General features: G+C 37.5%; 22 protein-coding genes, 1 pseudogene and 1 riboswitch (1 of these 24 running past the window's edge). Of the genes and pseudogenes, 7 read left to right on the forward strand and 16 right to left on the reverse strand.

Going from position 1 to position 24,701, the window contains the following annotated elements:
- Positions 1-96 precede the first annotated feature (96 nt).
- A complete protein-coding gene (locus V7147_RS10655) occupies positions 97-1,287 on the reverse strand; it encodes a sensor domain-containing diguanylate cyclase (protein WP_335367836.1) in 1,191 nt (396 codons plus the stop codon).
- A gap of 126 nt (positions 1,288-1,413) precedes the next feature.
- Positions 1,414-1,505, reverse strand: a riboswitch (cyclic di-GMP riboswitch).
- Positions 1,506-1,774: 269 nt separating this feature from the next.
- On the opposite strand from V7147_RS10655, the gene V7147_RS10660 reads away from it, so the two are divergent.
- Genes V7147_RS10660 through V7147_RS10675 form a run of 4 tightly spaced genes read left to right on the forward strand, consistent with a single transcriptional unit; the run spans position 1,775 to position 5,555 of the window.
- Positions 1,775-2,884, forward strand: a complete 1,110-nt coding sequence (locus V7147_RS10660) for an ABC transporter ATP-binding protein (RefSeq protein ID WP_335367837.1) — start codon at positions 1,775-1,777, stop codon at positions 2,882-2,884.
- The gene (locus tag V7147_RS10665) at positions 2,874-3,692 is read left to right on the forward strand and encodes an ABC transporter permease (RefSeq protein ID WP_335367838.1); all 819 of its coding nucleotides are present in this window, start codon (positions 2,874-2,876) and stop codon (positions 3,690-3,692) included. Before V7147_RS10660 ends, V7147_RS10665 begins: the two co-directional genes overlap by 11 nt.
- Complete coding sequence (locus V7147_RS10670) at positions 3,682-4,485, forward strand: ABC transporter permease (RefSeq protein ID WP_335367839.1); 804 nt, start codon at positions 3,682-3,684, stop codon at positions 4,483-4,485. The genes V7147_RS10665 and V7147_RS10670 overlap by 11 nt, the downstream gene beginning before the upstream one ends.
- Positions 4,482-5,555: an ABC transporter substrate-binding protein gene (locus tag V7147_RS10675; protein WP_335367840.1), complete on the forward strand. Its 1,074-nt coding sequence runs from the start codon at positions 4,482-4,484 to the stop codon at positions 5,553-5,555. Before V7147_RS10670 ends, V7147_RS10675 begins: the two co-directional genes overlap by 4 nt.
- A 41-nt stretch (positions 5,556-5,596) precedes the next feature.
- Here V7147_RS10675 and V7147_RS10680 read toward each other — a convergent pair whose 3' ends face one another.
- From V7147_RS10680 to V7147_RS10715, 8 genes are all read right to left on the reverse strand, one after another.
- Complete coding sequence (locus tag V7147_RS10680; RefSeq protein ID WP_335367841.1) at positions 5,597-7,705, reverse strand: MMPL family transporter; 2,109 nt, start codon at positions 7,703-7,705, stop codon at positions 5,597-5,599.
- Positions 7,706-7,820: 115 nt separating this feature from the next.
- The gene (locus V7147_RS10685; protein ID WP_335367842.1) at positions 7,821-8,396 is read right to left on the reverse strand and encodes a TetR/AcrR family transcriptional regulator; all 576 of its coding nucleotides are present in this window, start codon (positions 8,394-8,396) and stop codon (positions 7,821-7,823) included.
- Between the two features lie 278 nt (positions 8,397-8,674).
- A complete protein-coding gene (locus tag V7147_RS10690; RefSeq protein WP_335367843.1) occupies positions 8,675-9,862 on the reverse strand; it encodes an amidohydrolase in 1,188 nt (395 codons plus the stop codon).
- A gap of 62 nt (positions 9,863-9,924) precedes the next feature.
- Entirely contained in the window at positions 9,925-11,364 is a 1,440-nt protein-coding gene (locus tag V7147_RS10695; RefSeq protein ID WP_335367888.1) for an MFS transporter, read from the reverse strand.
- Between the two features lie 122 nt (positions 11,365-11,486).
- Complete coding sequence (locus V7147_RS10700) at positions 11,487-12,215, reverse strand: amino acid ABC transporter permease (protein ID WP_335367844.1); 729 nt, start codon at positions 12,213-12,215, stop codon at positions 11,487-11,489.
- A 15-nt stretch (positions 12,216-12,230) separates the two neighbouring features.
- Positions 12,231-12,881: an amino acid ABC transporter permease gene (locus V7147_RS10705; RefSeq protein ID WP_335367845.1), complete on the reverse strand. Its 651-nt coding sequence runs from the start codon at positions 12,879-12,881 to the stop codon at positions 12,231-12,233.
- A 72-nt stretch (positions 12,882-12,953) separates the two neighbouring features.
- On the reverse strand, positions 12,954-13,760 hold the full coding sequence (locus tag V7147_RS10710) for a transporter substrate-binding domain-containing protein (protein ID WP_335367846.1): 807 nt from the start codon (positions 13,758-13,760) through the stop codon (positions 12,954-12,956).
- Positions 13,761-13,781: 21 nt separating this feature from the next.
- Positions 13,782-14,510, reverse strand: a complete 729-nt coding sequence (locus tag V7147_RS10715) for an amino acid ABC transporter ATP-binding protein (protein ID WP_335367847.1) — start codon at positions 14,508-14,510, stop codon at positions 13,782-13,784.
- A 260-nt stretch (positions 14,511-14,770) separates the two neighbouring features.
- Between V7147_RS10715 and V7147_RS10720 the strand changes: the two genes are divergently transcribed.
- Together V7147_RS10720 and V7147_RS10725 are read left to right on the forward strand one after the other, a co-directional pair.
- Positions 14,771-15,346: a TetR/AcrR family transcriptional regulator gene (locus V7147_RS10720; RefSeq protein WP_335367848.1), complete on the forward strand. Its 576-nt coding sequence runs from the start codon at positions 14,771-14,773 to the stop codon at positions 15,344-15,346.
- Between the two features lie 23 nt (positions 15,347-15,369).
- Positions 15,370-16,461, forward strand: a complete 1,092-nt coding sequence (locus V7147_RS10725) for a serine hydrolase domain-containing protein (protein ID WP_335367849.1) — start codon at positions 15,370-15,372, stop codon at positions 16,459-16,461.
- A 971-nt stretch (positions 16,462-17,432) separates the two neighbouring features.
- On the opposite strand, the gene V7147_RS10730 is transcribed toward V7147_RS10725, so the two are convergent.
- Positions 17,433-18,710, reverse strand: coding sequence for a DUF4179 domain-containing protein (locus V7147_RS10730; protein WP_335367850.1), 1,278 nt, complete (start codon positions 18,708-18,710; stop codon positions 17,433-17,435).
- Positions 18,703-19,248 carry a sigma-70 family RNA polymerase sigma factor gene (locus tag V7147_RS10735; RefSeq protein WP_335367851.1) on the reverse strand — a complete coding sequence of 182 codons (546 nt, stop codon included), beginning with the start codon at positions 19,246-19,248 and terminating at the stop codon, positions 18,703-18,705. The genes V7147_RS10730 and V7147_RS10735 overlap by 8 nt, the downstream gene beginning before the upstream one ends.
- Positions 19,249-19,572: 324 nt before the next feature.
- On the opposite strand from V7147_RS10735, the gene V7147_RS10740 reads away from it, so the two are divergent.
- A complete protein-coding gene (locus V7147_RS10740) occupies positions 19,573-19,854 on the forward strand; it encodes a hypothetical protein (RefSeq protein ID WP_335367852.1) in 282 nt (93 codons plus the stop codon).
- 103 nt (positions 19,855-19,957) lie between these two features.
- On the opposite strand, the gene V7147_RS10745 is transcribed toward V7147_RS10740, so the two are convergent.
- The 5 genes and pseudogenes from V7147_RS10745 to V7147_RS10765 all read right to left on the reverse strand — a co-directional run.
- Entirely contained in the window at positions 19,958-20,209 is a 252-nt protein-coding gene (locus tag V7147_RS10745; RefSeq protein WP_335367853.1) for a hypothetical protein, read from the reverse strand.
- 22 nt (positions 20,210-20,231) lie between these two features.
- Positions 20,232-21,608 (reverse strand): 23S rRNA (uracil(1939)-C(5))-methyltransferase RlmD, encoded by a 1,377-nt coding sequence (rlmD, locus tag V7147_RS10750; RefSeq protein ID WP_335367854.1) that lies wholly within the window; start codon positions 21,606-21,608, stop codon positions 20,232-20,234.
- Between the two features lie 234 nt (positions 21,609-21,842).
- Positions 21,843-22,748: a diacylglycerol kinase gene (locus tag V7147_RS10755; protein WP_335367855.1), complete on the reverse strand. Its 906-nt coding sequence runs from the start codon at positions 22,746-22,748 to the stop codon at positions 21,843-21,845.
- 220 nt (positions 22,749-22,968) lie between these two features.
- A complete protein-coding gene (locus V7147_RS10760; protein ID WP_335367856.1) occupies positions 22,969-23,922 on the reverse strand; it encodes a hypothetical protein in 954 nt (317 codons plus the stop codon).
- Positions 23,922-24,701 (reverse strand): annotated as a pseudogene (locus tag V7147_RS10765) (hypothetical protein); it runs 280 nt beyond the window's last position. The gene V7147_RS10760 and the pseudogene V7147_RS10765 overlap by 1 nt, the downstream one beginning before the upstream one ends.

Raw genomic sequence — 24,701 nt, forward strand, 5'->3', positions numbered from 1 at the left:
CGGCGAGAAGGATGCCCTTTATCCTTCTTGACGGATTGGCTAGACCAGAGAGGGCCAGATAATGAGTAAAAGCTCATCCGTTCGGATGAGCTTTTTTTAATTCGCCAGGACGATGCGATTTTTTCCACTTTCTTTCGCAACATATAGTGCTTGGTCTGCCGCCTTCTTCAAGGAATCTACAGTCGTTCCATTATACGGATAGACACCAACACCTGTACTGATCGAAACCGTGATTTTTTCATCATCAATGATGAGTGGATGTTCATTATAATACTCTTTTAACGTAGCATAATTGTCCTTCACACACGTATCGATGTAGGTTTTAATGAGAATCATGAACTCATCACCCGCATACCGATAGCCTTCAGTCTTATCATTACATACCGTTTTTATCCCGTCCGCAAGTATCTTTAAATATAAATCACCAGCATCATGTCCAAAGCGGTCATTGACTTGCTTTAAATCATCAGAGTCAATCATCATAACAGTAATCTCTTTAGTATCCTCTTGAATTAATTTCGCTAAATCCTCATGGAATGCACGGTGATTTTTTAATCCGGTTAATTCGTCGGTACGGGACATCGTGTAAATTTTCGCATATAATCGAGCTGTTTCAATCGAGTTGATAACCTGTGCTCCAATCATTTGCAAAAGTTCCTCATGCTCCTTCCGATAAGCAAAGTCCTTAAAACATTGAGTCGAGATCACACCCTTTACCTGGTCATCAATCACAACCGGTACGAAAAGACAGGACCTCGTATCTTCGTCCCCTTCTCCCATTTTTGTATCAAATTCGATGTTTTGGTTTTGACTCTTAAGATGAACGATTTCACGTGTTTTAATAACCTTTGTTGTGTAATTCTCACCGAAATCGATCATACTTGGGGGAACCGGCTGGTCATTATCCATTATAAAAACTAATTGGATCTGTGGGTCACCTGGGTTATGCAAAGCAATATAAAATGCATCCGTTGGCATAACACGTGAAACCATCTCATATGACTTTTGAAGAAGAACGCTTTCATTTAAAGTTTTGCTGCAGATTTGGGCAAATTCATGTAGGATTCGGTAATGTTTGTTCATCCAATGCATGTTTTCCATTTGTTCGTTCATTTGTTGGAGCTGCGTTAAAAGGATGTTGGTAATCTCTTGTTCTTCTTGTTCCTGACATGTTTCATCAAAAAAGCTATGAATCTCGTCAGAAATCAAATTCTTTTCGGAACCAACTTTTTCGATTAGTTCACTTAGTTTTTTTAGTAGTTTCAGATTCTGGATGGTTTTCTCCATGTATAATCACTTCCACATTTTTTCTATCCAAGAGTCTAGTAAAATAGTAGCAACAGTGTGATAATTTGGTATAAAAAAAGACTAATCAAATACCGATTAATCTTCGTTCTTACGATACGAGTTATACTCGGCAACTGGCTGGCATGTCCGACTGGAAATTAGACTAAGCCCCTATAGTTTTGCGTCTTCATCTTTCAATGAATTTGCCTTTGCTTTATTTAATTAACTAATTAAAGATAGAGTATTTTAAATTGTACTATAATTATATTTCTATTTTTACTTTAGGTCAATGAAATTGACCTAAACTTTTTCTAAAAATGTGAATTTTTTCCTACGACCATTAGCCTAGTTTCTTTTTTCCAGTTATTGATTAAAGAGGACCATATATTTTTCGACCTTCATTAATATGAATATTATTGAAATTTTTGCCGATTCGTGTATAATTATGCCGGATTGCAGTAAATTTAATAGAAAGAAGGGGGTTGCTATGAACAGTATACCTATTATCCAATTTAATAATGTAACGAAACAATATGACAATGACCAACCTGTCCTGAACAATGTCAGCTTTGAAATTGAAAGAGGAAAATTTTATACCCTTCTTGGTCCTTCTGGATGTGGAAAAACAACGATATTGCGTTTGATTGCAGGATTTATCGAACCCTCAAATGGAGAGGTTTATTTTAATGGAAAAAAAGTAAATACCACACCTGCTAATAAACGTCAGGTTAATACGGTATTTCAGGATTATGCTTTATTTCCTCATCTTAATGTATATGAAAATGTTGCCTTTGGCTTACGTATAAAAAAAATGAAGCAATCAGAAATCGATAAAAAAGTGAAAGAAGCTTTAAGTTTCGTCAATCTTACTGGTTATGAGAACCGAGAAATTAAAGAAATGTCTGGCGGTCAGAGACAACGTGTTGCGATTGCTCGCGCGATTGTGAATGAGCCAGAGATTATTTTATTGGACGAACCCCTATCTGCGCTCGATTTAAAGCTTCGTACTGAAATGCAATATGAGCTACGTGACCTGCAGAAGCGCCTTGGCATTACCTTTATCTTTGTTACACACGACCAAGAGGAAGCTCTTGCGATGTCCGATGAAATTTTTGTACTTAATGAAGGAAGAATTCAACAAAGTGGTAGCCCGATTGACATTTACGATGAACCTATTAATCGCTTTGTGGCAGATTTTATTGGGGAATCCAATATCGTAAAAGGAAAAATGCATAAAGACTTTTTAGTTGAATTCGTTGGAAAAACATTTGATTGTGTCGACCAAGGCTTTTCAGACAATGAACCAGTTGAAATTGTCATCCGCCCAGAGGATTTAGAAATCACTTCCGTTGAAAAAGGACAACTTCAGGTCGTGGTAGATTCTCAGCTATTTAGAGGTGTTCACTATGAAATTTGTGGCTTTGATAAGGACGGTAATGAATGGCTAGTGCACTCTACGAAAAAAGCAAAAGTTGGCGATGAAATCGGACTTCACTTTGATCCTGAGGCGATTCATGTTATGCGTATTGGTGAGACAGAAGAAGAATATGATCGTCGTTTAGAAGCATATGTGGACGGGGAAAGCCATGGAAAATAAGCTTACTCGTAATATATATTTTATCCCTTATGCACTATGGATTCTTATATTTGTTATTGCACCGATTACGCTTGTCCTCTACTATTCGTTTTTTGATATTGAGGGCAATCTTTCATTCGTAAACTATAAAACATTTTTCACACCGATTTACTTAAAAATGACACTTAGCTCATTTTGGTATGCCTTTTTAATAACAGCTGTTTCTCTACTGATTGCATACCCTACAGCCTATTTACTCACAAGAACAAAGCATAAGCATCTTTGGCTGCTGTTAATTATCGCTCCATCATGGATCAATCTACTTTTAAAAGCCTATGCTTTTATCGGAATCTTTGGAGCCTACGGAACTGCCAATGCCATTCTTGAAGTGCTAGGGATCGGCTCAAGACAGCTATTATTTACAGACTTTAGTTTTGTGTTTGTATCGGTTTATATTTTTATTCCTTTTATGATTTTACCGATTTTCAATTCATTAAATGAGTTAAATCCCAGTGTATTGGATGCTTCTCGCGACCTGGGTGCATCTAAATGGACAACGTTCCGTCGTGTGATTTTTCCATTAACGATTCAAGGAGTAAAATCAGGCTGCCAGGTTGTATTCATTCCTGCTTTATCCTTATTCATGCTAACACGATTAATTGCAGGAAACAAAGTTATTACACTTGGAACTGCCATCGAACAACAATTTCTAGTCACACAGGATTGGGGCATGGGTTCAACCATTGCTGTCTTCCTCATTATTTTCATGGTTCTAATAATGGTGGCGACTGGAAACCGCAAGAAAAGAGGTGCTAAAAATGAGAGATAAACTTGCCATATCTTCAAAAGTATATCTATTTGTTATTTTCTTCATTTTATATGCACCGATTTTCTATTTAGTGTATTACTCCTTCAATAGCGGTGGCACGATGAATAATTTCGAGGACTTTACCTTGGATTGGTATAAGGAGTTATTAGGCGATACAAGATTACTAATCATTGTGTTAAACACATTTGTGATTGCATTGCTTTCGGCCCTTGTCTCAACAATTATTGGAGTGTTTGGTGCAATTGGGATTCACTCTGTAAAACAAAGACAAACTCAGAATACATTACTATCATTAAATAACGTTTTAATCGTTAGTCCAGACGTTATCATTGGTGCGTCTTTTCTAATTTTATTAACAATGGCTGGAATTAAACTAGGCTTTTATTCTGTATTACTTTCACATATTGCCTTCAGTATTCCCATTGTCGTTCTTATGGTATTGCCAAAATTAAAAGAAATGAGTCCGTCTTTAATTGATGCTGCAAAAGACCTTGGAGCAAGCCAGTGGCAGGTTCTATCAAAGGTCATTATTCCTTATATCACACCAGGGATATTCGCTGGATTTTTCATGGCACTTACGTATTCCTTTGATGATTTTGCCGTTACATTTTTCGTGACAGGTAATGGTTTCTCGACGCTTTCTGTTGAAATCTATTCCCTTGCACGCCGCGGAATCTCATTGAATATTAATGCATTATCAGCCTTATTATTCATCTTTACAATGCTACTTGTTGTCGGCTATTACTTTATCGCACAACGCGGTGGCACTCGTGGATTGGGGGTTCGAAAATGACGAAACTCATCCGTGCATTCATAGCTATCTTTCTTATCTCAGGTGGTCTGCTTTATCTTATTCACCATTTAAATTCGTCTCAGGGTCTCGCAAGTGGGAACACGTTGACGATCTATAATTGGGGAGATTATATTGATGAAGAATTAATTGACCGCTTTGAAGATGAAACCGGAATTAAGGTTATATACGAAACCTTTGACTCTAATGAAGCAATGATGACAAAAATCGAACAAGGTGGAACAACTTATGATATCGCAGTTCCATCTGAATATATGATTGATAAAATGCGCCAAGAGGACCTGCTCATCCCTCTTGACCATACAAAACTACCAAATTTAAAGAACATTGATGAGCGATTCCTGGATCTCCCATTTGATCCAGGGAATAAATATTCTGTTCCGTATTTCTGGGGAACGGTTGGGATCGTTTTTAACCCCACAATGCTCGATGGAAAAGAATTTACAAGCTGGAATGACCTTTGGGATCCTTCCTTAAAAAATGAAATTATCTTAGTCGACGGTGCCAGGGAAATCATCGGGATGGGGCTTAACACTCTTGGTTATTCGCTAAATGATACAAATCTTGCTCACTTAATAGAAGCAAAGGAAAAACTCATGACTCTTACTCCAAATGTCAAAGCCATTGTAGGTGACGAAGGAAAAGTCCTTATTCAAAATGGCGAAGCAGCCATTGGAATCGTTTGGTCTGGGGATGCTGCTGATATCATGTGGGAAAATGAAGATTTAGACTATGTGGTGCCAAGTGAAGGCTCGAACCTGTGGTTTGATAATATGGTGATTCCGAAGACCGCGAAAAACATCGATGGTGCTCATGAGTTCATTAACTTTATCTTGGATGCGGAAGTTGCAGCGCAAAACACAGAATATGTTAGCTACTCCACTCCGAACAAAGAAGCACTACAGTATATGCCTGAAGATATGGTGACTGATGAGCGATTCTATCCATCACCTGAGTTAACAGAGAGACTTGAGGTTTATGAAAATCTAGGGAAAATGAATCTTGCCGTCTATAACCAACTGTTCCTGGAATTTAAAATGGGACAAAACTAAATGAAGTCCTGCACACGTCACTGGTGCAGGACTTCTTATACTTACCTTTGTTTACTTACCTCTTTATCCTTTTCTAATAACACAATTAAACCCGGTAATAACACTCCACGAATCAGGAAGGTATCTAACAGAATCCCGACAGCTACTATAAAGCCAAAGACAAATAATAATTGGACGGGCTGTGTCATCAGAACAGCAAAGGTTGCAGCCAAGATGATACCTGCTGACGAGATAACTCCACCTGTTTTGGATACAGCGATTTGTACGGCTTCCTTAACAGAATGGCTTCTTCTCTCTTCCTGGTATCTGGAAATAAGCATAATATTATAATCGATGCCAAGTGCAACAAGGAACACGAATGCATACAATGGGACGCGATTGCTTATCGTATCGATATCAAAGAATAGGTTTGTTAGGAACATTCCTAATCCTAACGCCGCGAGGAAAGAAACCAATATAGTTCCCATCATATAAATTGGCATTTTAATTGACTTGGTAAGGACGATTAACATACCGAAAATTAAAATCGTTTCAAGTATGACAATCAAAATGACATCACGATTATTTGTTGAACGATCGTCCACTTTTGTCGCTGTTTCACCGGCAAAGTAAAGTTGTCCATCTAAACCAGCATTTGCTAAGATCGTGTCAGAGTTATTAATCAACTTCTCCATTGTATCCATGGTTTTGACATCATATGGTCCTTCTTCAAATGTTAAGCTAAAGTTTAATACCTTATTTTCATCTGCAGTCCCATTAATTCTTACATCACTCACAAGCTCCTGCTCTAATAGCTCATTTTGTAATGCATCCAGTTCTTCCTTCGTTACAGCCTCTTTTCCTTCATACAAGACCGTTGATGGTGCAAGATCACCCTTCGCAAATTTCTCCTCAATCAATTCATAGCCTTGCCTTGATGGCATGTCCTCTGGAAAAGACTTCATTGTATCAAATTCATATTTGAGATTGAACATGTTCGCTGCGGAGATTAGCAGGAAGATGGCCATTATCACAACGGATAGACCAGGCTTTTTGACAACCATTCTACCAATTTTGCTCCAAAGCGAATTGTTTTTTACTTTTTCATCCCCAACCTTCGGAACCTTTGGCCAGAAGGATTTTCTTCCGAATAGTGTAAATAAAGCCGGTACTAATGTAACTGAAGCAAGCATAATTACAACCATTGTAGTAGCAAAGGTTGGCGCAAAATTACTATAATCTCCAAGATCCGCAAAGAATAGTACTAGCATTGCTGCCAAAACAGTACCACCTGAGAAAAAGACCGGCATCCCTACCTCTTTCATGGCTACTCTCATGGCATCATATTTACTGTCATATCCCTTGAGCTCTTCACGAAAACGGGAGAAAACAAATAATGAATAGTCAATCACTGCCGCAAATAATAAAATCGACGCGATTGAAATGGTTTGGTTACTTAATTGTAATCCGGCCTTCCCTAATATACCGAGCATTTGCATGACAACTTCATACACAAAAACCGCAGCTAACAACGGTATTATTGCTAGTAGTGGTGAACGATAAATTACAATTAACAAAATCAAAATTAAGCCCACTGTTGAAAATATTAAAACAAGGTCTGCCCTTGAGAATAAATCAAGCGAATCCGTCGCAATCCCCGCAGGACCTGTCACATACAGAGTTAAATCTGTATTTTCCTCAACAACTTCAAGGATTCTATCCTTTGAATCCCTGATTTCCTTCGTTTCAAGTGACGCATCAAAGACCATTGGAAGCAAAGCTGTTGTTTGGTCTTCTGAGAAAAATCCAGCAGCAGCCTGTGGAGGTAACGATGCTAATGGAACAACCTGCTCCACCCCCGGAATCTTTGCTTCCTCGATATGATTGAATACATTAACAAGGTCTGCGTATTCCAATTGACCTTCTTTCGCTTGAAAAACTAAAATTCCTGGCGTTCCATCGCTATCCTTGAAATACTCATCTACCTTATTTTTTGCAAGTACAGATTTTGCATCCTCTGGTAGAGAATCAATCCTTGAAACCTCATAATCCTTTGCATTCGGCGCAAAAACGGCTAATACAATCGTAATGATCAACCAGGTCGCTAATGTAATCCACATTCCTTTTTTCGTGGTGACTTTATCTGTAATGGTTTGTAGCATCTGTTTCATAAATTTCCCAACCCCCAAGTGTGGTTTTTCAAAGTGACATGTCCGTCACTTTGAATCAAAAAAAATTGACACTGTTGTCACGATAATTATCTTTCATAAGTGACACCTGTGTCAATTAGGAATTTATAAAGATTCCATGACAAATCATTTTCTTAATCGACCCGACCCACACATCATGTGGAATGCCAAAGTGATTTGGAAGCGCGATTGATTGAAAAATGTATCCCAAAATTAGAGGTTCCGGTATGTTTGTGTTTAGTAAATTTTCATTCTTTCCCGCATGAATAAATCCCTGCATGTGTTGGTACATCTCAAGATGGTAGCTTTCAAGTTTCGCTATATTTTCTTTCACTTTTGCATTTATATGGACCGGAACACGTTTTCCAATTTCGATTAATTGATGAAGCTCTGGATTCTTAAACATGAGATTCAAAAGAAAGTCAAATTGGGCATGAAACCCTTCTATTAAGTTGATTTCCTTTAATTCATCAAGAAATTGTGCCATTTTAAAAAGCATATACTCCGTAATCAATTCTTCCTTGTTTTCAAAATATTTATAGATTGTCCCACGGGAAACTTGTAATTGATCTGCAACCAAACTAAACTGGAACCCTTCATAGTGATACACGAGAAGCAGCTCCTCAGTTGTTTGATAAAGTTCCTCAGTTGTAAATTTACGCTCACGTGCCATTTCTTCACCCCATACTCATTATAGAACAAGATTTTCAAAAAGAGAATGAGTTGACTTGGAATCGGCACTTCATCAGGATTTTAGGACTAGTACAGCTCCATTTTTATCCCACTCGACACTGCTCATTTTATTTAAACAAACGCTTGATTGAATTTGAAAACCGTTGATAAAATTGAAAAAACCCATTAAACAAACGTTTGTTTGAAAATGAGTTTTTCGAAAAATGGCCGATTAGTACAGATAAATGAACATAGAGAGAATGACCTGCTTCATCCTCCTTAATTTAACTCATAATATCCACAAACAACATGTCCCACTGCTTTTGCGGCGACAAGGAGTGCATCCTCATCGATATCAAATTTTGGATGATGATTGAAATACGGGTCCTTTTCTCCCTTTGGCGTACATGCAATGTAAAAGAAGCAAGAAGGGAATTTTTTTGCATAGTAAGCAAAATCTTCAGATGGTGCCATTGCTGGGAATTCCTTCACTTCTTTAATGTCATTGTCGTTGGCATTCATTAAATACTCTGCAACTTTTTCAGTTATTTCAGGGTCATTATATAGTGGAGGATAATCATTTTCGTATGTGAGTTCACATGTTACTCCAAATTCCTCTTCGATACCTTTTACAACCCGTTTAACTTCATGTTCAATCTTTTCCCTTGTTTCATCAGACATATAGCGAATATCTCCTTCAAGCTCTACGCTATCCTTGATGACATTAAACGTTCCTTTTCCATCGAATGAACCAATCGTAATCACACCGTTTTCAAAAGGGCTTAAACGACGGCTAATAACTGTTTGAACAGCTGTAACAAAATGAGCTCCAGCCACAATGGCATCATTCGCCAGATGAGGTGATGAACCATGTCCGCCTCTACCTTGAATTTTTAATTTCATATAGGCTCTACCGTTGAAAGAATACCCTGCATGGTACCCTACCAGTCCTGCCGGACCTAGTGGTAGTAGATGGATTCCGAAAACATTATCTAAATCATCAAGAATCCCAGATTCTACAATACTTTTTGCCCCGCCTGGCGGAACTTCTTCTGCATGTTGGTGAATAATTTTTATCGTGCCCGGAATTTCGTCTTTTAATTGAATTAGGCAATCTGCTAGTACTAACAAGTATGCTGTATGACCATCATGACCACATGCATGCATGACACCTTCATTTTTTGATTTAAATTCCACATCCGCTTCTTCAACAATGGGAAGTGCATCAAAATCCGCACGCAGTCCAATGTTTTTACCAGACTTTCCACCTTTTATCGTTACGACTATTCCATAGCCATTTCCAACATTAGATTGAATCTCTACATCTTTACCTTCATAAAAATCAAGAATGTATTGAGCGGTTTTTTCTTCTTTAAATGAAAGCTCTGGGTTTTCATGTAAATGTCTGCGAATTTCAATGATTTCATCCTTACGCGATTCTAACATTTCCATTAATTGATCTCTCATCATGCAGTACTCCTTTTCTATGTATGAAAACACCAAAATCATGGATGTCCTCAGCTATAAAGTTATTCTATCACAGGCTCTTTAGTTGTTAGTTTAGATGTACGATTCGGTTCGACTGCTTTGTCTGTTTTGCCTGCATCTTTTGGAACCATGAACATAATCGATAAAATCGATAAAATACCGAAGATTACATTGACAATGATCCCCACTGATGCCGCCCATTCAAGATTGCCAGTCGCTGCTATTGCCGCGTAGGCTGCTGTTGAAATTGCAACCCCGAATGCACTACCTAGTGAACTTGCCATTTTATAAACACCAGCCGCTTCGCCAACTTTACCAGCGGGTGCATTGGAAACAGATGTATCTGTTGATGGAGTTGCATAAATACCTAGTCCAAGACCAAATAATGCAAATCCAACGAACACAACAATTGTATAAGTAAGGCCCGGTAAGAATGTTAAGCCCATTATCCCTACTCCAATCGTCGTAATGGCAGCGCCCCAAATCATTGGCTTTTTTGCGCCAACTTTTTGTAGAATTTTTTCACCGACACGAATCATTGCGAGTACAGTTACTAAATAACCTAGTGACAACATTCCTGATTGGAATGAGCTAAAACCTCGCCCAACCTGTACATACGTATTCGCTACAACTAATGTACCTGCAATGGCATTCAGTAAAAAGTTAGAAACGGTGGCACCCGTATATGGTGCATTTTTAAATACGGCAAAGTCAATAAGAACGACATCTTTACTCTTCTCTACTTTAATAAATACTAATAGACCGATAATTGTTACAGCTATAAGACCAATTGAAATCCAGCTTGCCCATCCTAATTCTGATCCATATGTAATAAATATATTCAAAGCAATCATTGTAACGATAAAAATAGCTAATCCTGTGTAATCAAATTTAAAACGACCTGAGGATGGTTGTTTACTTTCTGGTGTATCTTTCAATAAAAACATACCAGCGATTGCAAAGATTATTGAAAAGATGAAAATCCATCTCCATCCTAATGATGTGGCAATTGCACCACCGGCAAATGAAGCAACTCCTGAGCCTCCCCATGAACCGATCGACCAAAAACTTAATGCTCGTTGGCGTTCTGCACCCTCGAAATATTCCTTCATTAATGCAATGGTTGAAGGCATAATACATGCAGCTGAAATACCAATAATTACACGTCCAATAATGAGCAATGCAGCTCCTTGAGTTATGACTAGACAAAGTGAACCAATAATACTTAAAACAAATCCAATATTGGCAATCTTTTTACGCCCTATTTTATCTGCAAGACCACCGGCAGCAACGATAAACATTCCTGAGAATAAAGCCGATAAGCTTATGGCAATATTCAGGGTCCCAAGTGAAATTCCTAAATCTTTTTGTACGGCAGGTACTACATTCACCATTGCTTGTGCAAACAGCCAGAATGTAATAACTCCGAACACAATGCCAATAATCATTTTATTTGTACCTTTATAACCTGTTTCCATGATAATTAACCTCCTTTGATACTATAATGCCCGTACTTAATGACTTAATTTTGTCCGAAATATGAAAAAAAATTCGTCAAAAATAAAAGAGCCAGTATCCAATGGATACTGGCCCCTTCACACTATTAGGATATGCCTCCTGAAACAGCTTCTTTGTTATTTAGTTGCTTTCTGCGCGAATTTCCTTTTCTCTGATCTGTGTCAAGACGTTTTTCTAACGCCCTTGAAAGAAGCGATAATGCGTAATTGACCACAAAATACATAAGTGCTACTAAAATATATATCGGAATGATATAGCTATCACCATTTGGACCAGCATATATACCTTGGGCATTATGTAATAATTCCGGTAATGCAATAATGACTGCGAGTGAAGTATCTTTTAGTAGGGCAATAAATTGACTAACTAATGGTGGGATCATTCTTTTTAATGCTTGGGGAAGAATAATATGCCACATTGTTTGCACATAGTTTAGGCCAGAAGACCGTGCAGCCTCAATTTGTCCCTTATTAATGGAATTTAATCCACTTCTGACAATTTCTGAAATCATCGCAGATTCAAACACAGTTAGTCCGACTATGGCAGCTGTCATAACACTCATTTTAATTCCTATTTGCGGAAGTCCAAAATAAGTGATAAAGATAATTAATATTAATGGCAAATTACGTAATGCCTCAATAATAACAGCAACAATTTTTGAAAAGATCACTATTTTTGCGTACCTTAATATTCCGAGTACACTACCTATAATAAAGCTTAAAACAATCGCAATAATAGCAACCTCTAACGTAACTAGAAAACCTTCCATTAAATATTTGATATTATGTGCAGAGTATGCTCCTATAAAATCCATTGTCTATCCCCCCTTTTAGTAGCTCCTTGCCAATCTTCGTTCAAGATGATTGACAAATAAGCTTAATGGGATGGTTAGTACTAAAAAAAACATTCCAACAAATATATACGTATCGAAAATTTGAAAGTTTTTTTGAGCAATAATATCACCGTAATACATTAATTCTCCACCGGCAACTACAGTCAAAATCGATGTGTTTTTTACAAGGTTAATAAATTGATTGCCGATTGGTGGAATCACAATTTTTACAGCCTGAGGTAAAATAATCAATCTCATCGTCTGAAGATAGGTAAGCCCTGAGGAACGAGCTGCCTCCATCTGACCTTTATCAACAGATTGAATTCCAGCTCTAACCGCTTCAGCAATAAAGGAAGCGGTATAGATTGAAAGTCCAATCGTTCCCGCAACAAAACCACTTAAATCTAAGTATTTACTTAATCCAAAGTAAAAGAAAAATATGATGATAATGAGCGGAATGTTTCGAATGAACTCAACAAAGCATGCGCCAAAAAAGTTTAAGATTTTGAACGGTGCTATCCTCATCACAGCAACAATTACTCCTAATACAAAGCTACCCATTAGTCCGATAACACTAATCTTTATCGTATTAAAAAAACCTTGCATAAATACATCAAAATTAGTTGTTAATATAGAGAAGTCTAGCATTTTCACCATCCTTTGTGTTTGACATGTTATGATTCAAGAGGGATGAGTAAAGTTTACTCATCCCTACTTTCATTATTCTTTTATCCATTTAGATTTAATGGTATCGTATTCGCCACTATCTTTTATTTTCTTTAGGAATTCATTTACATAGTCAGTGAATTCCTCATCCCCCTTGATGATGGCAATACCATATGGTTCTTCTGTAAATGTTCCACCCACCACTTCATAGTTGTCATCTTGTGCAGCCATTCCATATAGAATGGAGTTATCTGTTGTAAGTGCGTCACCTTTACCAGCTTTTAATGCCGTGAATGCTTCTGCATAGTTTTCAAATTCTAGCAATTCAATGTCTGGTGCTGCTTCTTTAACATTAGGACCAGATGTTGCCCCTTTTACTACTAGTACCTTCGAACCCTTCCCTAGATCTTCAACACTTTGGATGTCGCTTCCTTTTTTCACAAGTAACGATTGACCAGCATCAAAATAAACATCTGAGAAATTTACTTCCTTTTTGCGCTCCTCTGTAATTGTCATTGTTGCGATGATTGCATCAATATCTCCATTTTGGAGTTTTGGAATACGCGTTTTCGAAGTAATTTCTACCAACTCGACCTTATTTTCATCACCTAAAATTTCTTTTGCAAGTGCCTTTGCAATATCAACATCAAACCCTGTCACCTCACCACTTGCTGGATCCTTATAACCAAATAAATTCGTATCGTATTTAACACCTACAACGAATTTATCCCTGTCTTTAATTTTTTCTAATGTGCTCGTACTTTCATCACCTGAAGATTTGCTTGTTCCACACGCTGCTAGTAAAGCTGCAATTAATGTAAATACAACGCCTAAAAACAGAATTTTCTTTACATTTTTCATATGATTATCCCCCTATATATTTTAATGATTTAATACCCTTCGTAAAAAATCCTGTGCCCGCTCTGCCTGAGGACGAGCAAAAAACTCTGCAGGCTTTCCTTCCTCTACAATTTTTCCTTCGTCCATAAAAACGACCCGATTTGCTACTTCTCGAGCAAACCCCATTTCATGGGTTACTACCACCATTGTCATGCCATCATTAGCTAAAGATTTCATAACATCTAGCACTTCCCCAATCATTTCAGGGTCTAGTGCTGAGGTAGGTTCATCAAAAAGCATTACGTTTGGCTTCATCGCAAGTCCTCTTGCAATTGCCACCCTTTGTTGCTGTCCACCTGATAATTGTGATGGATAAGAATTTGCCTTTTCCGGTATACCTACCTTCTCCAAATAATACATGGCTGTTTCCTCTGCCTTTTTCTTGTCTTCACCAAGTACTTGCATAGGTGCCAATGTAATGTTTTGTAAGACTGTTTTATGAGGATAAAGATTAAAATGCTGAAACACCATTCCAATATTTCGACGCAATTCATTAATATTCGTTTTTTTATCATTCACTTTAATGCCGTTGACCTCTAGTTCACCATCTGTAATCATCTCTAGACGATTTATACAGCGTAGCATGGTACTTTTACCTGAACCGGATGGTCCAATAACAACAACTACTTCCCCTTGCTCTACTTCCAGGCTAATATCCTTTAAAACATGGAAATTTCCGAAGTGCTTGTTAACATGACGAAATGATATCAATCCAACTCCCCCCAATATGTATGTCCATTACAAGGTATGAAACAAATTGATAATTTATACAGATTTTTCAACTATTTCGATAATTCTACTTTGAAACAAATTTAGTAACTCCTCTTTTTTACTAAACCAGTACAACGCATATTTCAACATGAGTTATCCCGTATCCAATAATTGGAGAAAAAACTATTTACAAATGATGGAATATTGTATAACATATGATACATAACATATGTTATATAAAAATTTTAGGAGTAATTTTCATGCCACCAAGAACAAAATTTACAAAGGAAGCGATCATTGGCGCGGCCTTTGACATTGCAAAGACAGAAGGTATTGACAATGTTACAGTTCGAAAAATTGCTGATAAATTAGGAAGCTCCATTGCACCCATCTATGTGAATTTTACAGATGTAGAGGAATTAAAACAGGATGTTTTACTAAAGCTCCACAATATTGCTCAGCAAATGCTAAAGACACAATACAGTTCCGACCCTTTTCTAAATATAGGTATTGCTAGCCTAAAGTTTGCCAAAGAATACAGCGTCCTTTTTAATGACCTCATTTTGAACAGCAATCGTTACTTGAATCATGTTCAGCCCTCAAGAACGAATATTCTTGAAAATATGAAGCAATCATCTTCATTAAGCAGCTTTTCGGATGATGAACTAGGGGAAATTTTGTTTAAAATGCAAATTTTTCAATTTGGTCTTTCCGTCATGGCTGTGAATGGTATGCTCCCAGAGCAATTTGATGAAGAAATGATGATTCAAATGTTAGAAAGTGCTGGTAAGGATGTCATAACTGCTGCGCATTTGCGTAAAAAGGAAAAAGAATAAAGGAAAAAATGGGAGATGAGGAAATGGATAAGGTACAAATGGAAATTGAGCAATTTTTTAAGAAAAAAGCAGAGAAAGACTTAAAAGTTCAAAATGCGTATTTACGGGTATATTCGGAGAAGCACGGGATTGATTTCAATTTGACTGCAGGTGATGAAGCTATCCATGCTGAGCAGCCGTTTTATATCGCAAGTATTAGCAAACTTTTTACATCTGTACTGTTTGGACAATTAGTCGAACAGGGCTTCTGTTCATATGAGGACAAAATTTCACGGTACTTAGACTCAGATCTGCTAAATAATCTGCATATTTACAAGGAGAAGGATTATACAAACGAAATTAAAATCAAGCATTTGTTAAATAATACTTCAGGCTTAAATGATTTCGTAGAGGATAAGCCATTAAAGGGAAAGTCCATACCTGACCTGCTCGTTGATGAACCAAATCGAACATGGACTCCGCTTGAAGTAATCAAATGGACGAAAGAGAATATGAAAAATCATTTCCCTCCTGGAGAAGGGTTCCATTATTCCGATACGGGATATCATCTATTAGGACTCATTATTGAAAATATCACAGGGTTGTCCTTCCATGAAATGCTTAGAAAGAATATTTTTGAACCCTTAGAGATGAATCACTCCCATTTTTCCCGCACTGAACCATTAGAAAAGAGTCCATACGAAGTAGCGAAGTTTTATATCCGTAATACTGACATGACGAAAAAAGAGAGCCTGAGCATTTTGTATGCTGGCGGCGGTATCGTATCAACTACTAGTGACTTGTTAAAGTTCATGAAAGCATTAGTCAATGGTCAGCTTTTACAGAAAGAAACTATTGAAACAATGAAAAACAACTGGGGCAAGTTCTTTTTAGGAATTGACTATGGTTATGGATTAATGATTATTAAAACGGTTCCAGTGTTAATGCCAGCCAAATACAACTCCTGGGGAAATGCCGGTTCCACAGGCTCATTTATGTTCTACCATCCTGCAACCGAAGCTTATTTCATCGGCACCCTTAACCAATTTGGATATGGTCAAAAAGGGATTCGGTTAATGCTCCAAATAGCGGATAAGCTCCTTAAAACGACAAAGAAAGCTGAGGCATTATCGTAAAGGGCTCCGATTTCGGGTGCTTTGTTGTTAAAATACACAAGAATTGACGTATGAATTGGCATACGTTCTTTTCTTTATTTATCAAGGTTTCAACCAAATTCTATTAACTTTGATAGCAATGGCTATCTTTATTAAGATGGGCAATAAGTATTGTACAATTAAAAATGAGAGTCAGAACTTCTGTCATGTGCTACCTTTTTAAGCACCAACTTTATTGTTCTTAATAAGTTGATCGATAAAAAGGTGCAGATTTCTGCATCTAGGATCAAAAGGGTTCACACCTATCGGTTGGGGGATCAGTTTAAGTTTAAGCACCCGAGCTGATAATTAGACGGAAAAAATTCCGCTTAATTAGTAATTCTTTTTAATAGAGGCTGAAATAGACGGAGAGATTCCGCCTATTGACTGGAAAAGTTCGAAATTGGGTGATTTTGCTATGAATAGTCGGAAAATCTTTCCCCTTATTTTCCCTGAAACAAGCTCCATTCTACATTTAACCGTAAAACCTCCGTTAATTTTACTTTTGCTGATTACTCGATCAAAGACATGGAGTGAGTCTTAACTCAAAATTCCAAAAGACCTCATTTTGATGCATTACGTTTAAACCTTATCATAAGTATGCATCTAATAATGAAAACCATCCTAATCTTCAATGAAAACAGATTCAAATGCCTAATACTAGGACATTACCATAGTTTAAGCAAGCTTTTCACGAATCTTACGGACTAGTACAGCGCACTTTTCACCACACTTGAATCAACCTAATTGATTTAAACAAACGTTTGATTGAATTTGCAAACACTTGATATTACAAAGAAAACCCATTGAACAAACGTTTGTTTGAAAATGGGTTTTCTGGAAAATGGTCGATTAGTACAGATTGATTTTAAAAAATATTTAGATTCGTTTTTTCAACCATTTTTTTCGATAAATTAATCGGAATCTAGACCAGGAATGGTAAATATCATTTTTTAGTTAACTTTTAAATCAATTGTTTGATTGTATTCTTTTACATAGTGCATACCCTTAATTATGAGGAACTCCGGTTTATTATTTGTTTCAAATAATAATGTACGCTCTTTCATTTCGTCTTTTGGTTCTTTATGGTTAATCGTTGTTTTTAACGAAATAATCTCATTTTGCACCTCAATGGACACCTCATCAAGCAACACACTATTCTCAGTGGTAATCGTTATCTCAACCCCCTTTTCGGTAATTGAAACGTCCTTAATCCAAATATGCTTATTGTGCGCTAGATGAATAGGTTTGTCACTTACATCTTCAAGAGATATCTTTTCCTCAAGCTGTTGATATCCTACAAAATCTTTCATAATTAATTGTAAAGTTTTTAACTGCTTAGGTAATGTATCATACTGAATATCAAATTTTGTTCCATTTAAAGTAGTACTTACACCACTGCCTAGTACTGGCACGGACGTTCCATTTGCAACTAATTCGATACCATCTAAACCAAGTGGTAGGCGACTAAAGTTCTCAACATTTAACGTTCCTCTTACTACTGTCGATGTAGGTGTTGCAGTAATTGTCTTAAAATTGATTTTCCCCTTATCTACCTTTAGTGTCTTCTTGATTGATTGCTTTATCTCTGTTTGCATAGCTTGGTTTGGATCATATGGAAAAGTCATTGTGCCCTCGATCATTTGGTTATTTTTATGAGTTTGCTGATAATGTAATGTTAATTTTTTTGCAAACGAACTAACCGGATCAAAGGTCAGCATGCCCTTAATTTCCGTTTGATTGTCACTGAAAATGTATGTTCCTCCTCCCCGGTTGGAATCTGTTAAAAATCCTGTAATTTTTGCAAAAGTCAGGGGGTCCGTGGATTCCTCAGAAATACCAGCTGGATTTGATAAGGTATAATACAGAATAAGTTGATTTTCATCAGTCATAATTCCATCGATAATTAAATCTGTACCATCCGTTAGCATAGCCTTTTTTCCAATGACTTGGCCCATTCCTTCATCATTCAAATCTTTTAATGTGCCGGTAATCACTTCGTCAAAGCCTAGTAATTTCTTTCCATAAAAGGCAAACGCATTATAATTATAGCTAATGAGTGAAATAAAAAGTAACGCCACAGCGGCTATTAACCAATTAGGCATAACACGTTTTTTCCGAATGGGTGTTTTGTTGAGTGCATCTCTTAATCTATCTTCTAATTCTTCAGGTGCCGTAATGGAATTCAAACGCTTTTTTTCATCCGATAATCGTTCCTCAACATTACTCATCTAACTCACCACCATAATATTCTCTTAACTTTTTCAAGCCTTGAAAAACCCTTGATTTTACAGTCCCAACCGAAACATTAGTTAGCCTAGCTATCGTCTCATAGTCATAGTCATGAAAATATTTTAATTGTACAGCCTCTTTTTGATATTTATTTAATATCCTTAACGAGGCATTAATGTCCATCTGATATTCACTATTTTTATAAGGGTCATTTATTAAAGTTTGGTCATTTACAGTCTCATAGGTTGGTTCCCATTCTTCTACCAATACTACTCTTTTTTGCTTACGAAGCGATGTTTTACAACAGTTCACCAATACTGTTTTACTCCAGCTATAAAAAGCTTCCTCATTTTTTAATTGATGAATTTTTTCATATAAAATAACAATCATTTCCTCCATTGAATCCATTGCATCATGTGGGTTCTCCATATATGTGAAGGCGAGTCTATAGTACGCATCCTTTTGGGCCATAATTAATTGAAGCAACGCCTCTTTATTTCCCCTTTTTGCCTTCTTCACCAACCGAACATCTGTCATCGCCTCACCTCTCTTCCCCTATAAGAGTAATTGTACCGACAAAAAGTTCATTTTACATAAAAAAAATGACCAATTTTTATCAATAATATAGACTGGTACAGCAGACGTTGGACCATACTCAGCATCACTAAATTCGTTCAATCAAACGTTTGGTTGAATTTGCAAACCCTTGATATAACAAAGAAAAACCATTGAACAAACGTTTGTTTGAAAATGGGTTTTCGCGAAAATGGCAAATTAGTACAGATTGTTTTTTAGTATTATATAGCTCCTTCCAAATTACCTTATAGTAATTTATACTAGATAGGATGGAGGTGAAAAAAGATGGAAAATGAAACGATGTTAAAAGAAATTCTAAATGCATTTAATCTATTTTCTAAGAAGATGGATGAGAAATTCGAGAAGATGGATGACAAATTCGAGAAGTTGGAAAAGAAGATGGACGAAGGATTTGCCAATATTAATAAAAAATTAGATCGGTTAACCGTAAGACTAGATGGGGTACAAGAAGATTTAAATGAAACCAAGGAAACTGTTCAATTCTTACACACGAAGGTCGTCCAACATGATAAAAAACTTCACAAACTAAGCCACCAACAACAATAAATCTTCAACTATTTCTTTTTCTCCAAAAATAATATGAAATCCATAAAGTAGAGTAAAGGCCTGCATCTCCAACGATACAGGCCTTACTAAATCCAGTGCACACTTATCGATCAGAAGGTTCTGGAAGTATAGATAACTTTTCAGTATATCGCTTTTCATTAAATGGCACTTGGTTCTTTAATAAATCGTACATTTCTTCAACAAGTACCCTGCCTATCATTTCTTTTGATTCTATTTCTGAGAAACCCATTCCTATTAAGCGTTCTAAGGTTTCTTTCGTACTCTTTGGATCATTTATTTCGATTTGATTATCTACTATTTCTAGAATTTTAGATTTTAATTTTAAGTTCGCCATTCTGTCACACCTCCGGATCGTTCTATGGTTTTAATACTAATTTCGCGACTGCTTCACAGTGAACCGTGTGCGGGAACATATCCACCGGTTGTACTTCAGCTGTTTCGTAGCCACCATCTTCTAATATTCTTAGGTCCCTGGCAAGTGTTGCCGGATTACAGGATACATATACAACTTTCTTCGGCTTCATTTTTATAATGGTATGTAATAGCGCCTCATCGCATCCCTTACGTGGAGGATCAACAACAATTACATCGGCTTTAACTCCGTGCTTATACCAATTTGGGATCACGACCTCAGCCTCTCCAACTGCAAACTCTGCATTATGGATATTATTTAGGGCTGCGTTACGCTTTGCATCCTCAATTGCTTCGGGGACAATTTCAACACCGTACACTGTTTTTGCTCTTTGCGCGAGGAATAGCGAGATTGTCCCTATCCCACAATACGCATCGATGACGGTTTCTTCTCCCGTCAATTCTGCATATTCCAACGCCTTATCATAGAGTACTTTTGTTTGTTCAGGATTTACCTGATAAAAGGATCTTGCTGAGATTGCGAAGCGAATATCACCAATATTATCGTATATATATTCTTCACCCCAAAGGACATTTGTTTCATTTCCAAAAATGACATTCGTTTGTTTAGGGTTTATATTTTGTACGATGGATTTAACACCAGGTAATTGGTTAATTATATCCGAAATAATTTTATTTTTATGTGGGAGCTCCTTTGTTCTCGTAATGAGAACGACCATTATTTCACCTGAGACCAGGCCATAGCGTGCCATGATATGGCGAAGGGTACCCTTGTTGCTTTTTTCATCATACGCTTGAATCCCATAATTCTCACAGATTGATTTTACTGTTTGCACAACCAAATCGTTCTTTTCCTGCTGAATGAGGCAGGCTTCCATATCAATGATTTCATGGCTTCGCTGCTGGTAAAATCCTGCCACAAGACCACCTTCACGGTCCGCTACTGGTACCTGCGCCTTATTCCGATAGCGCCACGGGTTCTCCATTCCAAGAACAGGATGTACCTTGATATTTTGAAGCTTACCGATTCGAGTCAACACTTCCTGGACCTGTTTTTGTTTTGCTACCAGCTGGCCTTCGTAGCTAAGATGCTGGAGCTGACAGCCCCCACATTCTTTATATATCGGACAAGGGGCATCCACTCGAAATTCGCTTTTTTCATAGAGCTCAATCAGCCGTCCATAGCCGTAGCTTTTTTGGACCTTAGTAATTTTTATTTTCGCTTTCTCGTCAGGCAGACCGTTTGGTACAAAAATAGGAAAGCCCTCGATTTTTGCCACACCGTCTCCATCATGGGTAAGATCCTCGAATATGACATCATAGTATGTATTTTTTTCAACTGGAGGTTTCCGTTTTGTCATTGTGTTTTCGTCCTTTGCGTTCAAAATGCTGAACTGATTGTAACATATTGGGGGTGTGCTGTGCCAATGTCGATGTAGAACATACGTGACACTTTTACTCTCCCTAACTGTAGATTGGCTACGATTCTAGCATTTGCGTTACCCTTTACTCTCCTAAACTGTAAATTGGTACGATTACCGTAGCCCACACAGAAACCAAACAAAAAAATCTGGCCAACGCCAGATTCTCCCGATTTAATCCATCTTCTCTGCTTTTTCCTTTGATACCAACACATTAATATGCTTATATAAGTTCACAAACTCACCTGGCAGCAAGCCTCCATATTCTCCATCAAGGTTAATTTGCATTTTTTCAGTTGGGTTAACCTTAACGCGATTGGCCTTTGTGTAAATTACATGTGAATCATTGATATGCTCTCCGCGTATCGCAAGCGTCGCCACCCTGATAAAATCAGCTAAATTCACCTTTTTTAAAATTAACAAATCGAACAAGCCGTCATTCAGAGAGGAATCGGGTGCGAGCTTTTCAAAGCCTCCGACAGAATTCGTTAACGACACGAGGAATAACATGATTTCGCCCTCAAACAGCTTTCCATCATATTCAATGCTCACCTCGGTTGGACGAATAGATGGTAGCATCTCCATCCCTTTTAAATAATACGCAAGCTGCCCAAGCATCGTCTTTAGCTTACTTGGTACTTCATAGGTTAACTCAGTTAACCTTCCTCCACCGGCAATATTGATAAAATATCTGTCATTTATTCGACCTATATCAATTGGAACAGAATTTCCTTCGATAATCACATCACATGCACCATCTATATTTCGAGGCACCCCAATTGCGCGTGCAAAGTCATTGGTAGTTCCGACCGGGATAATTCCGAGTGTTGGGCGATATTCCTGCTCCGCCAGACCGTTTACAACCTCATTGATCGTTCCATCGCCACCTGCAGCGATAACAAGGTCATACTTTCTTTCAACAGCGATTCGAGCAGCTTTTGTTGCGTCTCCCGCTCCAGTTGTAGCATGGCATGAGGTTTCAAAACCTGCTCTTTCTAATCTCTCCAATACCTCAGGCAAATTTCGTTTAAATAACTCTCTTCCAGAGGTTGGGTTATATATAATACGAGCCCTTTTCATTTTCATCATCCTAAAATAAGATAATCAATCGTCTATGTTCCATCATAGCTTATCCATTTGATTTAATCAATTTAGATACTTGCAAAAAAATCCATTTTTTCACAAAAACTACGTACTTCATTTATATTCAAAAAACACTATTAGGTTGCCCATCTTGCCTAAAACCTTGTATTGAAAAATGCGCTTGGTCAAAAACCAAAGCGCGCATTTTTAATTGTTTTTACATTTTTTCCACTAAATTCACAGTCACAAGGTCACTATTAAAAATGGACAGCTTATAGGTACCTTCCCCTAGCTTTTTTGTACCCTTGTACAATTTTTCCCTGGTGCTTTCCCCGTAGACTTCATCAATACCTCCTCGTTCATTTGTATCAATGTTATCCCATGCCATATTTCCGTTTTCTAGCTCATTTGTAGAAACCGCAGACAGCATAATATTACTTTTTTCATTTACATGAACCGATACATTAGATGCCCCGTCTACTACCCAGTTATTTTCAAGGGACCCAGGATAGAGTAAAACATGATTATGCTGGCCACGAACCTCTAATTGAATCGAACTCGGCACAATTATCGTTGGCTCGATTGTCGTATATGTAGAAAATGGTCCTGCTTGGTCAGCTGCTTCCTTCAATGTCACATACATTGTATCCCCAACAACCTTCGTAAAAACATAATCCTTTGCTTCTGAAATAACAGGATCTCCTTTCGGATGAACCGTTGCACGATACACACCAAACACATGTAATTCATTTGCATCGGAGCCTTCAACTTTACTCGTGACTCCATTCGTTTCTAGGACCACTCGTTTGATGTCATTTGAAAATTTTTCCTCCACAGCTGGCAAATCCATTGTACGATGTTCCGCTCCAATCACACCTTGAACCTCAGCAACAAGCCCAACAGATGACAAGAGCGTAAATCCGATTCCAATGGTTCCGATAATCCCGACAAAAATAATACTTAATAAGTCGTATTTTACGATTGGATTTTCTTGTTTTGATAAGAATAGATAAACAACAATCTCTATCCCTAATACAATTAAAATGATCGGCCACCATACAAGCAGTGGCTCCATCATTTGTATCCCCTTTATTTGTGATACAAAAAGGAGAACACCAAGTAAAATCAAGGATAATCCCATTGACACAGAACCAACACGCCATTTTCTCATTACGCATTCTCCTTTCGTTTTTTACTTCCTGCCATCAGTTTCAACCCACCACCGATTAGTAGAATACAGATGATTGTGCCTTGGAAGTACGTATAGTAGAAATGTTGAATATCAAAGTGAAACATTCTTGCAACCACTGGACCAACTGTTGGTAATACAACATTTACAAGCAAATAGTAAAGTCCTAATGCAATTAACCCAAACCCTACCCATTTTTGGTGGTTTACAATATAGGAAACAACGGGAACATCCTCTAGCTCTTCTTCCCCATGCTTTGACACCTTCTGAAGGGCATCGAAGAAGCTATAAAACCAAATGATTGGGATTAAAAACAGGAATAATGACAGGCGAAGCACATCCAAAATATAAATTGCGAATAAAAAGGCAGCCATCAGCTGAATACCTCGTTTTTGCAACCCAAGATACAAGTGCCCAGCACCTGGGAATATCGCTAAAACCGTTGCTAGCGTTTTGCTTTTCCGCCCTTGCTCTCGTCTGGTCTCCTCAAAATCCTCTAAAATTGTCTTATCGACCAATTCTTCCCCACGCTGTTTTTTACCGACAAGCTGCACCGCATCAAACATGTTATATACCCAAATAATTGGGAGTATTCCGAGAAACACCATGAATGCTCCTTGGTTTGTAAATACTGAAATAAACACTACCATCGTTCCTAATCCAAAAAATCCAATTAGAAAAGTCAACCCGCGATTAATCAAACCAAGTTGGAAATGCCCTAATCCTGGGATAAAGGAAAGAATAATCGTATAGAAACGGTC

Source organism: Bacillus sp. JJ1521, assembly GCF_036965165.1.
GTDB lineage: Bacteria > Bacillota > Bacilli > Bacillales > Bacillaceae_L > Ferdinandcohnia.

Bases quoted from the DNA above. Each gene is read 5' to 3' on its own strand.
- V7147_RS10720 (WP_335367848.1), top strand. From the start codon at position 14,771: ATGCCACCAAGAACAAAATTTACAAAGGAAGCGATCATTGGCGCGGCC.
- V7147_RS10700 (WP_335367844.1), bottom strand. From the start codon at position 12,215: ATGGATTTTATAGGAGCATACTCTGCACATAATATCAAATATTTAATG.
- V7147_RS10760 (WP_335367856.1), bottom strand. From the start codon at position 23,922: ATGAGAAAATGGCGTGTTGGTTCTGTGTCAATGGGATTATCCTTGATT.
- V7147_RS10710 (WP_335367846.1), bottom strand. From the start codon at position 13,760: ATGAAAAATGTAAAGAAAATTCTGTTTTTAGGCGTTGTATTTACATTA.
- rlmD (WP_335367854.1), bottom strand. From the start codon at position 21,608: ATGACAAAACGGAAACCTCCAGTTGAAAAAAATACATACTATGATGTC.
- V7147_RS10735 (WP_335367851.1), bottom strand. From the start codon at position 19,248: ATGACAGATGTTCGGTTGGTGAAGAAGGCAAAAAGGGGAAATAAAGAG.
- V7147_RS10660 (WP_335367837.1), top strand. From the start codon at position 1,775: ATGAACAGTATACCTATTATCCAATTTAATAATGTAACGAAACAATAT.
- V7147_RS10655 (WP_335367836.1), bottom strand. From the start codon at position 1,287: ATGGAGAAAACCATCCAGAATCTGAAACTACTAAAAAAACTAAGTGAA.
- V7147_RS10675 (WP_335367840.1), top strand. From the start codon at position 4,482: ATGACGAAACTCATCCGTGCATTCATAGCTATCTTTCTTATCTCAGGT.
- V7147_RS10665 (WP_335367838.1), top strand. From the start codon at position 2,874: ATGGAAAATAAGCTTACTCGTAATATATATTTTATCCCTTATGCACTA.
- V7147_RS10740 (WP_335367852.1), top strand. From the start codon at position 19,573: ATGGAAAATGAAACGATGTTAAAAGAAATTCTAAATGCATTTAATCTA.
- V7147_RS10685 (WP_335367842.1), bottom strand. From the start codon at position 8,396: ATGGCACGTGAGCGTAAATTTACAACTGAGGAACTTTATCAAACAACT.
- V7147_RS10680 (WP_335367841.1), bottom strand. From the start codon at position 7,705: ATGAAACAGATGCTACAAACCATTACAGATAAAGTCACCACGAAAAAA.
- V7147_RS10730 (WP_335367850.1), bottom strand. From the start codon at position 18,710: ATGAGTAATGTTGAGGAACGATTATCGGATGAAAAAAAGCGTTTGAAT.
- V7147_RS10690 (WP_335367843.1), bottom strand. From the start codon at position 9,862: ATGAGAGATCAATTAATGGAAATGTTAGAATCGCGTAAGGATGAAATC.
- V7147_RS10755 (WP_335367855.1), bottom strand. From the start codon at position 22,748: ATGAAAAGGGCTCGTATTATATATAACCCAACCTCTGGAAGAGAGTTA.
- V7147_RS10745 (WP_335367853.1), bottom strand. From the start codon at position 20,209: ATGGCGAACTTAAAATTAAAATCTAAAATTCTAGAAATAGTAGATAAT.
- V7147_RS10705 (WP_335367845.1), bottom strand. From the start codon at position 12,881: ATGCTAGACTTCTCTATATTAACAACTAATTTTGATGTATTTATGCAA.
- V7147_RS10670 (WP_335367839.1), top strand. From the start codon at position 3,682: ATGAGAGATAAACTTGCCATATCTTCAAAAGTATATCTATTTGTTATT.
- V7147_RS10725 (WP_335367849.1), top strand. From the start codon at position 15,370: ATGGATAAGGTACAAATGGAAATTGAGCAATTTTTTAAGAAAAAAGCA.